The organism is Delftia sp. WY8 (assembly GCF_018437695.1).
Taxonomy (GTDB): Bacteria; Pseudomonadota; Gammaproteobacteria; order Burkholderiales; family Burkholderiaceae_C; genus Comamonas; species Comamonas tsuruhatensis.
On sequence record NZ_CP049795.1, the window covers coordinates 3,990,793 to 4,003,934 of the forward strand.

Consider the following 13,142-nt stretch of genomic DNA (forward strand, 5'->3'; position numbering starts at 1 on the left):
TGATCAACCCCCGGGGTCCGGATCACAGGCCGGCCCCGGCGTCGCCTTGCGCGCCTGCACGGTCTGCAGCGTGCCCCGCAGCGCGCGCTGCTGCGCGGTCAGGAAGCTCATCAGCCCGCCCAGGTCGTTCAGTTGTTGGTCGGGGCCGGCCATGCAGCACAGGTCGATCACCAGGCCCATCTGGTGCATGCAGTCCTTGATGCGATAGACCTCGTATTCGGAAATGGGGTAGTACAGGCCGGTCTCTTCCCCGGGCGGGCCTAGGGTGGAAGAGGGAGGGGTGGCAACTGATTCGCCGGATGGAGTGATGTCAGCCATGGCAGCTCCTACGTGACATAAAGAGCCTGCCGCCACTCCGCCAAGAGAGGTGGCAGGACTGTGCAGGTTGGCGGACCGGACGTAGGACCGGCACCCCCTTACGGAGGTCCCGCACAGCCCCGCCAAAAACGGAACCGTGCCCGGCGCAGCACCGGGAAGATGAAAAGCCGCTGCCTCATCAAAAGGCGTGCGGCTGCTGCGCCTACGTTGTTCCGGGCCGCCAAGCCCGTATCCCCCGAGGGGATCGCGAAATGGTACTTCAAATGCGCGCCCTGCCGCGCTCTGAAGCCAGCTTCAGCCCTGGGGCTGCTGCGCGTGTAGCCCCACGTGGTACAGCCCCCAGGGCGCCTGCGCAAAGCGTTCCTTGAGCGGCTTGCCTGCCAGATCGGCAATGCGGTCGGCGTCGTACATGGCCCATTGCGGGCCCAGGCCGCCCAGGCCCAGGCGCCGGCCGTCCATGTGCGTGGCCAGCAGCATGCGCCATTGCAGGGCCTGCGCCAGCGGCAGCTGGGCGCGGTAGCCGTCGATGGCCTGCAGGGTGATCCACTGGCCCTTGGCCGCTGCGGCGGCGCTGTCCACGCCGGCCGCCTGCAGCACGGTGGCCAGCAGCGGGCCGCGCAGCCGGTGGGGCTGGCCGTCGTATTCGATATGGGGCGTGATCTCCACCGTGGGCAGGCGCTCCAGCGCACCGGCCCCTGTGGTCCAGGCCGAGTCGAAGGCCAGGCCATGGTTTTTCAGCAGCAGATCGGCCACCGGGTCCAGCGGCCCCCGGTTGCCGCGCACGCCGGGGCCGCTGATGGTGAGCACGGCGGCTTCGGTGCTTTTCCCGGGGGCGGCGGGGGCGGCCAGGGCGCTTTCGCACAGGGCCAGGCCGGTGGCTGCGCTGGCGGCCAGCAGGCTGCGGCGTGAAAGCGGGCTCCGGCTTGCGGATGCGGTCATGGGGAACTCCTGGGGGTGCGTGGCGATGTGCCAGCGCCGATTTTCCGTGAAGTGCCCATCCTGCGCGACAACGCCGCGCCCGCTGCGGTCAGCAGGCTCAGCAGCGCCAGCCCCCCGGCGCCCAGCCCGGGAACGGGCGCCGCAGATGGTGCGGGGGCCGCCGTGACGGTCACGGTGTTGCTGTCCGAGCCGGAGGTATTGCCATCACCGGGCACATAGCGCGCCTGCACCGTGGCCGTGCCCGGTGGCAGCCGGGGCACGCTGCAGCTGGCCTGCCCGCCGGTCACCGCAACGCTGGCGCACAGCACCTGCGTTCCGTTCAAGAAATCCACGGTGCCGCTGGCGCCGGCAGGCAGCGTGACCTGGGCGCTGAAAGTCACGCTCTGGCCAGGGCCTGGCGCAGCGGGGGAGGCCGACAGGTGGGCGCTGGTGGCTGCCGGGCCGATCACCACGGTCACGGCTGCGGGTTCGGTGGTGGCGCCGTTGGCATCGGTGGCGGTCAGCGTGAAGCTGTAGCTGCCTGCCGCCTGCGTGGCTGGAGCCGAGAGGGTGCCGGCGGCCTGGCTGAAGCCTGCGGGCAAACCGCTCACGCTGTAGCTGAACGGCCCCACGCCGCCGCTGGGCACGGGCGCCAGAAGCTGGCTGTAGGCCGTGCCGTAGGTGCCGGAGGCCAGGCTTGCCGTGACGCTGAAGGCCGTGAAGCTGGCCTGTACGCTCCTGGCTGCATCGATGGTGACGCTGCAGGTGGACGTGCTGCCGCTGCAGGCGCCGCCCCAGGCGGCAAAGGCATGGCCAGCGTCGGGCGTGGCGGCCAGGGTCACCAGGGTGGGCGCGCCTTCGAAGTAGCCATAGCCGGCCTGGCACAGGCCGCCTGGGCGGCCGCAGTCCTGTATGGCACCCGTGGCCGCAGGCGGGAAGGCCTGCGCCGATACGCCGCCCGCGCCGCTGGCCAGCACGGTCAATGCCGCCTGGAAGACGTTCGCCTCCACGGCGCCGATGTCGCACCGTGCACCCTGGGGCCTGACCACGCCGCGCTGGTCCGTGCCGGGTGCGGCCGTGCAGGCCACCCCGTCCAGTGCCGGGCTGCCGGTGGTGTTCAACATGGTCTGGGTGGGGCCGCCGTGGCTGGCCAGGGGGCCGAGCTGCGGGTTGCCCGTGGTGAAGGCCAGGGCGCTGATGTCGGCATTGTTCAGGGCCTGCGCCAGGCCCAGCAGGTTGTCGCTGCCGCTGGCATCGCTGGTGCCGCCATTGCGCAGGTCCAGAACCACGTCCCTGCCAGCGGGCTGTTTGGTGGCCGGCTCGAACACGCTGTCCTGGGCAATGCTGGCCTGCATCTGCAGCGAGGCACCGCTGCGGGTGCAGCTGATGTTGCCACCCGCACTGCAGGCGGCCTGGGAATCGCCCAGGCTATAGATGGCGCCGCCTTGCGCGGCCGGGTTGTCGTCGCCATTGGCCTGCACGGTATTGCCGGCCAGGGTGGAGAAACGGATGGTGAGCACGCCGTTGTAGTTGAAAACGGCGCCACCCAGGCCGGCGCCGCCGCCGCTGCTGTTGCCCAGCCCGCCGTGTGCACCGTTGCCAGCCAGGGTGACCTGGTTCAGCGTCAAGGTGCCTGCGTTGTTGAAAATGGCCCCTCCCATGCCGCCTGCGCCACCGCCAGCGTCGAAGGGGCCGCCCCCACCGTTGCCGGCGCCGAAGCCGCCACCGCTGCCACGACGGCCACCACCACCGCCAAATCCGCCACCGCCGGAGCCGCCGCCGCCACCACCGAAGCCGCCGTTCTTGCCGCTGGCGCTGCCACTGCCACCGCCCAGGCCGCCATCGTTCGGGCCGCCAGCGTTCGGCCCTCCCCCCGGGGACAAAGTCCCATCCTCGCCCACGCCGGCACCTGCAAAGGAGTTCAAGGAAAGCCTGCCTCCTTGCCCCCCTTGTGCGTGATTGCGCGTGAGCGTGCTGCGTTCGATGGTGAGCTGGCCCCGATTGAAGATGGCACCGCCCGCACCCAGCGCGCCGCCGCCAAAGCGGCTGGAGCCGCCTGTGGCCTGCCCCCCGGCCAGGGTCAGGCCGCGCAGGACCAGGCCACCCTGCGCATCGATGTCGAACAGCCGGAAACCGGGTGCGGTACCGAGGCGCTGCACGCTCACGCCCTGGGGCGTCAGGCCATTGGCGGTGGCATCGATGGTGATGTGCTTGCCGCTGATGAAGAAGGCGCTGGGGCCGAACTGCGAGACGTAGCCGGGCCAGCTGGCCAGCGGCAGGCAGGTGGCGCCGGCGGCCTGCCCGGTGTCCAGGCAGTTGGTAAAGCGGGTCAGCGAGATGGTTTGTCCATCCAGGGCCGCGCCGAAGACGATGGTGTCGCCATCGGCGGCATGGTTGATGGCGTCGCGCAGGGTGTCGCAGTTGCGGTCGCCTGCGGCAGGCGAGCATTGCGCACGAGACAGCGGCTCGGTGTCTGCAATCTCGCCGGCGGTGGTGACGGTGAGTGTGGCGGCCTGGGCCGCGGCGCCGACAAGGGCCAGTACCAACCCGACCGTCAGGCCCGGCAATGTCCGGACCCAGGGGCTTGGCGTGGGCATGGGTGGTACGTCGGCTGCAGCAGACGGGTGGATGATGGACATGGCGGACCCCCTCGGTAGGCACAGCATCTCGGTGATGTGCTGAAGAGGGCAAATCTATGGGGTGTCCGGCTTTCTGTATGTCCCCCGTTCGGGCTACATGGCCGATGAGAGGGGGTGGGGCCGCCATGCCGCCCATGTCACCTATCCGGGCGACATGACAGCGGTCTTGTTCCATGTGAACATGCGGCCCTCGCCACGCACTCCACCTCCATGGACACGCACACAGACCCTTCCTCTGCCGCCGCGACGGGTGGCTCCACACCCATCCGCGTGGCCGTGGTGGAGGACGACGCCGCCTGCCGCCACGCCCTGGTGGGCGTGATCAATGCCGCGAAGGACATGGCCCTGTGCTGGGCGGCAGCCAGCCGCGCGGAGGCCCTGCACCAGCTGGGCCGGGCCGATGGGGTCGGTGCCATGGACGTGATGCTGGTGGACCTGGGCCTGCCCGACGGCAGCGGCCTGGAGGTGATTGCTGCCGTGCGCGCCCGCCACCCCGGGGCGGCGGTGATGGTCAGCACCATCTTTGGCGACGAGCAGCATGTGCTGGCCGCCATCGAGGCCGGCGCCATGGGCTATCTGCTCAAGGACCTGGCCGCCGACGCGGTGCTGGAGGAAGTGCGCAGCCTGCACGCGGGCGGCAGCCCCATCAATCCCATGGTGGCGCGCAAGCTGCTGCTGCGCCAGCAGCGGGCCGGGGCGGTGGCAGGGCTGGAACGGCCTGTGGAGCCGCAGGCCGCCGCGCAGGCGCTGTCCGCGCGCGAGCTGGAGGTGCTGCGCCTGGTGGCGCGCGGCCATACGCTGGACGAGGTGGCGCGCCAGCTGGGCGTGTCGCGCCACACGGTGCGCACCTTCGTGCGGCGCATCTACGGCAAGCTGCAGGTGTCCAGCCGCACGCAGATGATGCATGTGGCCTTGCAGCGCGGCTGGCTGGCCGAGGGGCGGCAATGAGCGCCGCCACGGTGGGCAGATGACGCAGCCGCTGCTGCAGGGGAGGGTCTTGCTGGTTTCGGCGGGACTGGTGGCGCTGGCGATGCTGCTGGCGGGGGCATTCGGGCTGCGTGGCCCCGCCGCAGGCGAAGCGGTGCAACTGCGCCAGGCGCAGCTGTGGCGGTCGGACAGCCCGCACTGGGCGCCGCCTGCGGCGCTTGCGTCGGCCGACGACGCGGTGCTGGATGCATCGACGCCGTGGAGCGATGTGGACCTGCCCTATGGGGGCGACAGGGCCGTGTCGGGCAGCGGCGACCTGGCAGCGGCGCCGCCCGAGGTGCGCTGGTTCCGCGCCGTGGTGCCGCCCGAGGCGCTGGCGCCCACGCCGCAGGGCGCGCGCCTGTATATCCCGCGCTGGCAGACGGTGGGCACGGTGGCGGTGTATGTGGACGGGAAGCTGGCCTGGCAGACGCGCGGCAGCCGGGTGTGGAACAGTTTCAACCGGCCGGTGTGGCTGGACCTGGGCGGGCTGGCGCAGCCGGGCAGGCCGCTGCAGGTGCATGTGCGCATGGCCAGCCAGCAGGGCGTGGGCGGGGCGCTGTCCAGCCTGTGGGCGGGGCCTGCCGAGTCGCTGCGCCTGTCCTGGCGGCTGCGCAGCCTGCTCCAGGCCGATCTGGTGGTCTATACGGCAGGCTCCTACCTGGTGCTGGGCCTGTTCGCGCTGGCGCTGTGGACGCTGCAGCGGCGGCGAGGGGATGTGGTGTTCCTGCTGTTCTTCCTGATGTCGCTGTGCCAGTTGCTGGGCTCGCTGCAGTTCATGGTGGACGGCGAGGGGCTGGCCCTGTCGGACGGCTGGTTCTCCTGGCTGACGCTGGCCGGCCTCATGGGCGCCACGGTGGCGGCCTTCCATTTCCTGTGCCTGATGCAGCGCAGGCGCCGGCCCTGGCTGGGCCGGGTGCTGCAGGGCTATGTGGGCACGGTGCTGCTGGTGGCGGTGCCGCTGTGGGGCCCGGCGCACGAGACCATCCTGCCGCTGCTGCGGCTGCTGATGGTGCCGCCGGAGATCCTGGTGCTGTGCATGGCCGTGGCGGGAGCCTGGCGCATGCGCGATGGTGGCAGCACCATGCTGGCCGTGTGGATGCTGCTGTCGTTTCCCATCGGCTTCCATGACCTGGCGCTGCAAAGCTACCTGATTAGCATGGAGAGCATCTACCTCACGCCCTATGTGTACCTGGGGCTGTTCACGCTGTTCCTGCTGGTGGCCTACCGGCGCTACAACGGCGCGCTGGCCGTGGCCGAGAACGCCAACCTGCATCTGGCGGAACGGCTCAAGGCCCAGGAGGCGGAGCTGGCCCAGGCCCATGAGCGCCTGCTGGCCGTGGAGCGCGAGCAGACGCTGATGCAGGAGCGCCAGCGCCTGATGCGCGAGATGCACGACGGCGTGGGCTCCTCGCTGATGAGCGCGCTGCGCGTGGTGGAGTTCAACCAGGCCGGCACGGTGGACCTGGTGCAGCTGCTGCAGGAGTGCATCGATGACCTGAAGCTGTCCATCGACTCGCTGGAGCCGCTGGACTGCGACCTGCTGGCGCTGCTGGCCGGGCTGCGCTACCGGCTGGGGCCGCGCCTGGAGGGGGCGGGGCTGCGGCTGCACTGGGAGGTGAGCGACCTGCCCGCGCTGCCCTGGCTGGACGCGCAGGCCGCCCTGCATGTGCTGCGCATCCTGCAGGAGGTGCTGACCAACATCATCAAGCACAGCGGCGCGCGCGAGATCACGGTGCGCACGGCCCAGGCCCCCCTGGAAGGCCGGGCCGGCGTGCAGGTGCTGGTGGAGGACGACGGCCACCCCTTCGACCGCGCCCGGGCACCCACCGAGGGCCGCAAGGGACTGGCGAACATGCGCACGCGCGCGCTGGCGCTGCAGGCGCGGCTGGACTGGGCGCCGCTGGCCGGCGGCAATCGCTTCACGCTGTGGATGCCGCTGGAGCGGGCGGGGCCCTAGCCCTGCGCCGTGCGCGCCATGTAGCGCTTGCGCCAGAAGAACATGGTCAGGCCCACGGCAATCGCCATCATCGAGCCCATGGCCCACCAGAAGCCGTCCTGCTTGTGCACCAGGGGGATGAACTCGAAGTTCATGCCGAAGATGCCGGCAATCAGGTTCAGCGGCAGGAAGACGGCCGTCAGCGCGGTCAGCGTGCGCATGATGTCGTTGGTGCGGTTGCTCTGCACCGAAAAATGCATCTGCACCACGGTCTCGGTGCTTTGCTCCAGCCGCCGCACGTGGTGGACCACGCGCTCTATGTGTTCCAGCACGTCGCGGCTGCGCACCTTGAGCAGGTCCAGCTCGCGCAGCGCCGCCGCGCCCTCGGGAGGTGCCCAGGTCTCCAGCGCGTCCGTCCAGTCCTGCACGGCAGCGCGCTGGTCTTCGCAGACTTCGTCCAGCTCATGCAGGGCCAGCCGTGCGTCCAGCAGCGCCCCCCAGTTGGCAAAGCGCGTGCGCGGGCGCAGCAGCTCGGTCTGCCAGTGGTCCAGCTGGCGCGACAGTTCGCGGCGCAGGTCCAGGAAGCCGTCCACGATGAGGTTGACCACGCGCAGCATGAGGTCGGCCGGGCTGGCCGGCAGCCGCGTGCCGGATGTGGGGTTCAGCCGTCCCTCGCGCAGATCGCTGGGCATGGCGGCCAGCAGCCGCGCGGCATAGGCGTCGCGCACGGTGCAGTCGTCGGGGTGCACGGACAGCAGCACCTGGTCGAACATGGCAAAGCCCACGGGGCTGGTGTCAATGTTGCGCAGCACGGGCGGGCCTGTGCGGCGCACGGGAGGCGAGGGGGGCGCCGCCTGCGCCGCAGGCGAAGAGGCCGTGCCGGCCTGCGCGGCGGCACGCGCCTGCCCGCTGGCCAGGCGGCGAAAGACCAGCAGGTCGTACTGCGAGGTGTAGTCGTAGCGCGATGGCAGCTGGGCGTTGAGCAGGTCCGAGACATGCAGGTCCACCAGCTGCTGGCCCGACAGCAGCTGCAGCGTGCGCTGCACGTCGGCCAGCCGCTCCTGCAAGGTGGCGCGGGTGCAGGAGATCCACAGGAAGCCCTGCGCGGGCGCCTGCCCGGGCAGGTCGGCCAGTTCGGTGGCGCCGCCCGGCTGCAGGTGGAAGATGCGCATGCTCCTGGCGTTCCCGGCTGGGGGAGCGGCTCCCGTGCCCGTGGGCGGCGTCACCGGCGGCATGCGTTCAGCCGCGCAGCTTGCGCGCGGCGTCGATGGCGAAGTAGGTCAGGATGCCGTCGGCACCCGCGCGCTTGAAGGCCAGCAGCGATTCCATCATCACCTGGTCATGGTCCAGCCAGCCGTTGGCGGCGGCGGCCTTGAGCATGGCGTACTCGCCGCTGACCTGGTAGGCGAAGGTGGGCACGCCGAATTCGTCCTTGACGCGGCGCACCACGTCCAGGTACGGCATGCCGGGCTTGACCATGACCATGTCGGCACCCTCGGCCAGGTCCTGGGCGACTTCGCGCAGGGCCTCGTCGGTGTTGGCGGGGTCCATCTGGTAGACGTTCTTGTCGGCCTTGCCCAGCGCGCCGCGCGTACCCACGGCGTCGCGGAACGGGCCGTAGAAGGCGCTGGCGTACTTGGCGCTGTAGGCCATGATGCGCGTGTGGATGTGGCCGTGGGCCTCCAGCGCCTCGCGGATGGCGCCGATGCGGCCGTCCATCATGTCGCTGGGCGCCACCATGTCAACGCCGGCCTCGGCATGGGTGAGGGCCTGGCCCACCAGGACCTGCACGGTCTCGTCGTTGATGATGTAGCCGGACTCATCCAGGATGCCGTCCTGGCCGTGGCTGGTGTAGGGGTCCAGGGCCACATCGGTCATCACGCCCAGTTGCGGGAACTCCTTCTTGAGCGCACGCACCACGCGCGGGATCAGGCCGTCGGGGTTGAGCGCCTCCTTGCCGTCGGGCGTCTTCAGCGAGGTCTCGATGGCGGGGAACAGCGCCAGGAACGGGATCTCCAGCTGCACGCACTGCTCTGCCACGGGCAGCAGCAGGTCCAGGCTCAGGCGGTCCACGCCGGGCATGGAGGGCACGGCCTCGCGCTGGTTCGTGCCTTCGTGCACGAACACGGGGTAGATGAAGTCATGGGCCGTGAGCACGTTCTCGCGCACCAGATTGCGCGTGAAGGCATCGCGGCGCAGGCGGCGGGGGCGGTTGTGCGGGAAGGGGGTGGGGCTGGACAGATGCATGCCGAAAATTGTGCCCCATTCCCGCCGCAGGCCCCGCAACCCCGGCGACGACGCCGGCACGCGGGACTCGGCTTTTGCGCCTGCGCAGCCTGGCGCACCCCTGTACGCACGTACACTGCCCGCATGCTGTGGGTCAAAGCCTTTCATATCGTTTTCGTGGCAAGCTGGTTCGCGGGCCTGTTCTATCTGCCTCGCATCTTCGTCAACGTGGCCATGGTCACGCCCGGCTCGGTGGCCGAGCGCGAGCGCCTGCTGCTCATGGCACGCAAGCTGCTGCGCTTCACCACGCTGCTGGCCGTGCCCGCATTGGGCCTGGGCCTGTGGCTGTACCTGGGCTACGGCATCGGCAAGGGGCCGGGCAACGGCTGGATGCATGCCAAGCTGGCCGGCGTGCTGCTGGTCATCGGCTACCACCATGCCTGCGGGCGCCTGCTGCGCAAGCTGATCGACAACCGGGACCAGCACAGCCACCGCTGGTTCCGCTTCTTCAACGAGGTGCCGGTGCTGCTGCTGGCGGCCATCGTCATCCTGGTGGTCGTCAAACCTTTCTGAGAAACCGTTCCAACGAAGAGGGAGGCAGGGCGTGGTGCAAAAGACTTCGGCCTGGCCGCTGGCACTGGTCTATGCGGTGCTCATCGTTTTCGCCAGCCTGTTTCCCTTCGATGGCTGGCGCGCCCAGGGCATTGATCCGCTGGTCTTCCTGACGGCAAAGATCCCGCCGCCGTACTGGACCTGGTTCGACGTCAATACCAATATCGTCGGCTACGCGCCGCTGGGCTTTTTCCTGGCGCTGGCCCTGGTGCGCAGCGGCAGCCCGCGCGCGGCCGTGCCGCTGGCGGCGCTGGCAGGCACCCTGCTGTCGCTGTCCATGGAGTTCCTGCAGATCTACCTGCCGCGGCGCGTTCCCTCCAATCTGGATCTGGTGCTCAATGCGGGCGGCACCTTGTTGGGCGCGCTGGTGGCGCTGCTGCTGGAGCGCCTGGGCGCCCTGGCGCGCTGGAGCGCCTTTCGCACCCATTGGCTGGGCGAGGATGGCGGCGGCGCCATGGTGCTGCTGGCGCTGTGGCCCTGGGCGCTGCTCTTTCCCGCCGCCGTGCCCTTTGGCCTGGGCCAGGTGCTGGAGCGGCTGGAGCAGGGGCTGCTGGATCTGCTCGAAGGCACGCCCTTTCTCATGTGGCTGCCGCTGCGCGAGTCGGCCCTGACGCCGCTGTCGCCCGTGACCGAGATGCTGTGCGTGATGCTGGGCCTGTGGGTGCCCTGCCTGCTGGCCTATTGCGTGATGCGCCACATGGGCCGGCGCGCCGTGCTGGCGGGCTCGGCCATCGTGATCGGCATCGCGGTCTCGGCGATGTCGGCCGCGCTGAGCTGGGGGCCTGCCCATGCCTGGGAGTGGGTGGACCTGCCGGTGCGCATGGGCGTATGGGGCGGCGTGGGCCTGGCCATGGTGGCCCTGCCGCTGCCGCGCCGCGCCTGTGCAGCCCTGCTGATGCTGGTGCTGGTGCTGCAACTGAGCATCCTGAACCAGGCGCCCACCAGTGCCTATTTCTCCGAGACGCTGCAGGCCTGGGAGCAGGGGCGTTTCATCCGCTTCTACGGGCTGGGGCAGTGGCTGGGCTGGCTGTGGCCCTATGCCACCCTGGTCTACGTGCTGCTCAGGGTGGCGCGCCGCGATGCAGGGCCGCTGCCGCCTGCACCTTCAGCGCCCCCGGCGCCTTCGGGGCAGCAGACGCAGGCCTAGAATCCGCTGCATGAGCGAAAACCCACGTCCCGGGGCCGAAGGCGGCCAGCAAGGCGCAGGCAACTACTATGCGCGCCACATCTTCTTTTGCCTCAACGAGAGGCCTGGCGGCGAGGACTGCTGTGCGCTGCACGGCGCCAAGGCAGGCTTCGACCACTGCAAGAAGCAGGTCAAGCAGCTGGGCCTGGCCGGCAAGGGCCAGGTGCGCGTGAACAAGGCCGGCTGCCTGGACCGCTGCGCGGGCGGGCCCGTGGCCGTGGTCTACCCCGAAGGCACCTGGTACACCTTCGTGGACGAGACCGATATCGACGAGATCGTCGAGTCCCATCTCAAGAACGGCCAGCCCGTGGAGCGCCTGCTGCTGCCGCCCGACGTGGGCCGCTGAGCACCGGCTGGAACTTTGGGCCTTTCCGGGCATCAGTGCTTTGTCAGCTTGGACTGGCTGCTACTACTAGGATAGCGATTGTGAATGCGCAGACCGAACGTTTGACCCTGACCGGCCTTGCCGGGGCCGTGGAGGCCCTGCGCGACGCGCCGGCCGCCGATGCGACTGCGCGCGGCGTGGCCATCATCGCCCACCCCCATCCGCTGTTTGGCGGCACCATGGACAACAAGGTGGTGCAGACCCTGGCGCGGGCCTTCGTGCAGTGCGGCTACACGGCCGTACGCTTCAACTTCCGTGGCGTGGGTGCCAGTGCCGGCGAGCACGACGCAGGCATCGGCGAGGCCGAGGACATGCTGTCCGTGGTCCGCCAGGTCGCTCCCGAAGGGCCGATCGCGCTGGCGGGCTTTTCCTTCGGCGCCTTCGTCACCAGCCATGTGCTGGCGGGCCTGTGGAATGAAGGCCGGGTGGAAAAGGCTGTGCTGGTGGGCACGGCGGCCAGCCGTTTCTCGGTGGCCCCCGTGCCGCCCGAAGCCCATGACCGGACATTGGTGGTGCACGGCGAGGCCGATGACACGGTGCCGCTGTCGGCCGTCATGGACTGGGCGCGCCCGCAGATACTGCCTGTTACCGTCGTGCCCGGGGGCGGTCATTTCTTTCACGGACAATTGCCGCTGCTCAAGAGTCTCGTGGTCCGCCATTTGCGCTCACTTCCCTAGCGGCCCGCGCCGCTGCTCAATAGGCCCGCCCCAGCCGGCGGCATCTTCCGCCTTTCCTGCTTTACCTGCCCTTTAGCGAGAGTTTTCCTCATGAAGCCCATTTCCTCCACGCTGCGAGTCCTGGCACTGGCAGCGGCCATGGCGCCGGCCCTGGCGCTGGCGCAGATCACCCCGCCCCAGCCGCCCGAGATCGCGGCGCGCAACTATCTGCTGGTCGATGTCACCGCCAACCAGGTGCTGGGTGCCAAGGACATCGATGCGCCCATCGAGCAGGCCTCGCTGACCAAGCTGATGACCGGCTACCTGGTCTTCGACGCACTGCGCGCCAAGAAGATCACGCTGGAGCAGCGCCTGCCCGTCAGCGAGCGCGCCTGGAAGATGCCGGGCTCGCGCATGTTCATCGACCCCAAGATGCAGGTGCCGGTGGATGACCTGATCAAGGGCATGATCGTGCAATCCGGCAACGACGCCACCATGGCCCTGGCCGAAGGCGTGGGCGGCTCGGCCGAGAACTTCGTGCGGCTCATGAACGAGCAGGCCAAGGCGCTGGGCATGAAGAACACCAGCTACAAGAACCCCGAAGGCCTGACCGAGCCCGGCCACCTGACCACGGCGCGCGACCTGTCCATCCTCGCGCAGCGCCTGATGCAGGACTTCCCCGAGTACATGCACTACTACTCGACCAAGAAGTACTTCTACCCGGGCACGCCGGCCTCCAACGGCACCAACCGCAACTCGCTGCTGTTCCGCGACCCGACCGTGGACGGCCTCAAGACCGGCCACACCGCTGCGGCCGGCTACTGCCTGGTGGCCACGGCCAAGCGCGATCTGCCCAACGTGGGCAGCCGCCGCCTGATCTCCATCGTGCTGGGCGCCGCCAGCGAGAACGCGCGCGCCAATGAAAGCCAGAAGCTGCTGAACTGGGGCTATGCGGCCTTCGACTCGGTCAAGCTGTTCGATGCCGAGCAGGCCGTGGCCACGCCCGAGGTCTGGAAGGGCAAGGCGGGCACCGTCAAGATCGGCCGCACCACGCCCATCGTGGTCACCGTGCCGGCCGGCAGTGGCGGCAAGCTGAGCACCGAAGTCGTGCGCCAGGACCCGCTGATCGCTCCGTTCACCAAGGGCCAGGCCATGGGCACGCTCAAGGTCAAGCTGGGGGCCGACACCGTGGCTGAAGTGCCGCTGGTGGCGCTTGAAGGCGTGGAGCAGGCAGGCTTCTTCGGCCGTGCCTGGGATGCGATCCGCCTCTGGATCAAGTAAGCCCTGCGCCTGTCGC

Annotated in this window: 12 protein-coding genes; 7 read left to right on the forward strand and 5 right to left on the reverse strand. The window is 69.7% G+C overall.

Features of this window, described 5'->3' with window-relative positions:
* Nucleotides 1-3: 3 nt before the first annotated feature.
* From G4D77_RS18410 to G4D77_RS31010, 3 genes are all read right to left on the reverse strand, one after another.
* On the reverse strand, nucleotides 4-318 hold the full coding sequence (locus G4D77_RS18410; RefSeq protein WP_047326964.1) for a hypothetical protein: 315 nt from the start codon (nucleotides 316-318) through the stop codon (nucleotides 4-6).
* A 294-nt stretch (nucleotides 319-612) separates the two neighbouring features.
* Entirely contained in the window at nucleotides 613-1,257 is a 645-nt protein-coding gene (locus tag G4D77_RS18415; protein ID WP_154833234.1) for a molybdopterin-dependent oxidoreductase, read from the reverse strand.
* Complete coding sequence (locus G4D77_RS31010) at nucleotides 1,254-3,875, reverse strand: Ig-like domain-containing protein (RefSeq protein ID WP_154833236.1); 2,622 nt, start codon at nucleotides 3,873-3,875, stop codon at nucleotides 1,254-1,256. Before G4D77_RS31010 ends, G4D77_RS18415 begins: the two co-directional genes overlap by 4 nt.
* Nucleotides 3,876-4,085: 210 nt before the next feature.
* On the opposite strand from G4D77_RS31010, the gene G4D77_RS18425 reads away from it, so the two are divergent.
* Both G4D77_RS18425 and G4D77_RS18430 read left to right on the forward strand, forming a co-directional pair.
* A complete protein-coding gene (locus G4D77_RS18425; protein WP_016448525.1) occupies nucleotides 4,086-4,823 on the forward strand; it encodes a response regulator in 738 nt (245 codons plus the stop codon).
* A 19-nt stretch (nucleotides 4,824-4,842) separates the two neighbouring features.
* Nucleotides 4,843-6,801 (forward strand): sensor histidine kinase, encoded by a 1,959-nt coding sequence (locus G4D77_RS18430; protein WP_154833238.1) that lies wholly within the window; start codon nucleotides 4,843-4,845, stop codon nucleotides 6,799-6,801.
* Here G4D77_RS18430 and G4D77_RS18435 read toward each other — a convergent pair.
* Entirely contained in the window at nucleotides 6,798-8,015 is a 1,218-nt protein-coding gene (locus G4D77_RS18435) for a magnesium transporter CorA family protein (RefSeq protein ID WP_154833240.1), read from the reverse strand. The two genes, G4D77_RS18430 and G4D77_RS18435, sit on opposite strands and share 4 nt — an antisense overlap.
* A gap of 4 nt (nucleotides 8,016-8,019) precedes the next feature.
* Entirely contained in the window at nucleotides 8,020-9,027 is a 1,008-nt protein-coding gene (hemB, locus tag G4D77_RS18440) for a porphobilinogen synthase (RefSeq protein ID WP_017405507.1), read from the reverse strand.
* Between the two features lie 123 nt (nucleotides 9,028-9,150).
* Here hemB and G4D77_RS18445 point away from each other — a divergent pair, with 123 nt between their 5' ends.
* From G4D77_RS18445 to G4D77_RS18465, 5 genes are all read left to right on the forward strand, one after another.
* The gene (locus G4D77_RS18445) at nucleotides 9,151-9,579 is read left to right on the forward strand and encodes a CopD family protein (protein ID WP_016453572.1); all 429 of its coding nucleotides are present in this window, start codon (nucleotides 9,151-9,153) and stop codon (nucleotides 9,577-9,579) included.
* A 31-nt stretch (nucleotides 9,580-9,610) separates the two neighbouring features.
* Nucleotides 9,611-10,765: a VanZ family protein gene (locus G4D77_RS18450; RefSeq protein ID WP_074922622.1), complete on the forward strand. Its 1,155-nt coding sequence runs from the start codon at nucleotides 9,611-9,613 to the stop codon at nucleotides 10,763-10,765.
* A gap of 10 nt (nucleotides 10,766-10,775) precedes the next feature.
* Nucleotides 10,776-11,150 (forward strand): (2Fe-2S) ferredoxin domain-containing protein, encoded by a 375-nt coding sequence (locus G4D77_RS18455; RefSeq protein WP_016448519.1) that lies wholly within the window; start codon nucleotides 10,776-10,778, stop codon nucleotides 11,148-11,150.
* A gap of 80 nt (nucleotides 11,151-11,230) precedes the next feature.
* Nucleotides 11,231-11,866, forward strand: coding sequence for an alpha/beta hydrolase (locus tag G4D77_RS18460; protein WP_017405508.1), 636 nt, complete (start codon nucleotides 11,231-11,233; stop codon nucleotides 11,864-11,866).
* Nucleotides 11,867-11,956: 90 nt separating this feature from the next.
* Nucleotides 11,957-13,126, forward strand: a complete 1,170-nt coding sequence (locus G4D77_RS18465) for a D-alanyl-D-alanine carboxypeptidase family protein (protein ID WP_016453570.1) — start codon at nucleotides 11,957-11,959, stop codon at nucleotides 13,124-13,126.
* Nucleotides 13,127-13,142: the final 16 nt, after the last annotated feature.

Excerpts from the sequence above, each read along its gene's own strand:
- G4D77_RS18425 (WP_016448525.1), top strand. The coding sequence starts at position 4,086 with ATGGACACGCACACAGACCCTTCCTCTGCCGCCGCGACGGGTGGCTCC.
- G4D77_RS18430 (WP_154833238.1), top strand. The coding sequence starts at position 4,843 with ATGACGCAGCCGCTGCTGCAGGGGAGGGTCTTGCTGGTTTCGGCGGGA.
- G4D77_RS18445 (WP_016453572.1), top strand. The coding sequence starts at position 9,151 with ATGCTGTGGGTCAAAGCCTTTCATATCGTTTTCGTGGCAAGCTGGTTC.
- G4D77_RS18465 (WP_016453570.1), top strand. The coding sequence starts at position 11,957 with ATGAAGCCCATTTCCTCCACGCTGCGAGTCCTGGCACTGGCAGCGGCC.
- G4D77_RS18455 (WP_016448519.1), top strand. The coding sequence starts at position 10,776 with ATGAGCGAAAACCCACGTCCCGGGGCCGAAGGCGGCCAGCAAGGCGCA.
- G4D77_RS31010 (WP_154833236.1), bottom strand. The coding sequence starts at position 3,875 with ATGTCCATCATCCACCCGTCTGCTGCAGCCGACGTACCACCCATGCCC.
- G4D77_RS18415 (WP_154833234.1), bottom strand. The coding sequence starts at position 1,257 with ATGACCGCATCCGCAAGCCGGAGCCCGCTTTCACGCCGCAGCCTGCTG.
- G4D77_RS18410 (WP_047326964.1), bottom strand. The coding sequence starts at position 318 with ATGGCTGACATCACTCCATCCGGCGAATCAGTTGCCACCCCTCCCTCT.
- G4D77_RS18435 (WP_154833240.1), bottom strand. The coding sequence starts at position 8,015 with ATGCCGCCGGTGACGCCGCCCACGGGCACGGGAGCCGCTCCCCCAGCC.
- hemB (WP_017405507.1), bottom strand. The coding sequence starts at position 9,027 with ATGCATCTGTCCAGCCCCACCCCCTTCCCGCACAACCGCCCCCGCCGC.